This window comes from Streptomyces sp. NPDC037290, assembly GCF_055603245.1.
The window spans coordinates 1-1,134 of the sequence record NZ_JBVJVZ010000177.1; the positions used below are offsets into that span (position 1 = coordinate 1).

The 1,134-nt window shown below is 72.9% G+C and carries 1 protein-coding gene and 1 pseudogene; both read right to left on the reverse strand.

Annotated elements, in window-relative coordinates; all coding sequences use genetic code 11:
- Nucleotides 1-40: 40 nt before the first annotated feature.
- Complete coding sequence (locus ACZ7HQ_RS45790) at nucleotides 41-664, reverse strand: helix-turn-helix domain-containing protein (RefSeq protein ID WP_030579948.1); 624 nt, start codon at nucleotides 662-664, stop codon at nucleotides 41-43.
- Between the two features lie 263 nt (nucleotides 665-927).
- A pseudogene (locus tag ACZ7HQ_RS45795) lies at nucleotides 928-1,134 on the reverse strand (two-component system response regulator); the annotation flags it as partial.

The window sequence follows — 1,134 nt, forward strand, 5'->3', positions numbered from 1 at the left end:
GCCTCGAACCGCGGGGGGCGCACGGGGGGCCCGCGCGGAGTCACACCCGGGCGGTCCGCCAGAACTGCTCCACCACCCGGGCCAGGAACGCCCGTCCCGCGTCGCCCGTCGACCCGGAGCGTTCCCGGCCGGTGCTGCTCCAGCTCAGCGTCGAGACCATCAGGGCCTGGTAGTCGGTGTGCAGTTGCTCCAGCACGTCCTGGATCAGCGCCCGGTCCAGCGGGACGACCTTCGCCACCGGCCGGACGTACGCCTGCCAGCGCGTGGTGACCGCGCTGCTCAGCAACTCCGCCAGCTCCTCGTCGCGACCCGTCGCCGTCAGGAACTGCGCCGCCGTCAGACCCAGCGCCCGGCACAGCGCCGCCGACTGCTTCTCGTTGCCCCGCCAGCGACCCGACTCCTCCATCCGCAGATACGAGGCCCCGGTCATCCCCAGCTGCCGGGCCAGCTCGTCCACGGTCAGGTCCCGGGTCATCCGGTGCTCGCGCAGGGTGGCCGCGGCGGCCAGCAACTCCCCGGGCGCGCACCACAGGACGCCGGCGAGGGCGGTCAGCTCGCGTTCCCCGGGGGTCGCGATGCCGCGCTCCCAGGCGACGACGGTCTCTGCGCTGATCCGGAGTCCGTACTGGGCGGCGAGCCCGTAGGCGACATGGCCGGGAGCCATCCCCAGTGCCTCGCGGAGACGGCGCGCGGCGGGGGCGTTGAAGGGCGGGGTGGGGTGCACGGGGCCCACCGTAGAAGTCCATGTCCGCCCTGGCTACGGTACGTTCCCCACAGAACACGCTTCGTAGGAACCTCCAGCCGCGAACCGGGCGGGCGGTATGGGAAACCCGCCCCACCAGCGCTTTCTTTTCCCGCCCCGAGAAGGTCCTCCCGGTCCCGAAAACCGACCGGCAAGCGCTTGTCGGCCCGGCGGACGCCGACCGGTCAGCGCCCCGCGGCCAGCCAGCTGTAGTGCAACTCCGGTCGGCCGACCTGCCCATAATGTGGACGCCTCGCGGCGCTGTTGACGGTCACCAGGTGCTCCAGATACCGCCGGGCCGTGATCCGGGAGATGCCGAGACGCTCCCCGGCGGCGGCCGCCGTCACCCCTTCCGGGGACTCCTTCAGCACCCGGGTGACCGCCTCCCGTGT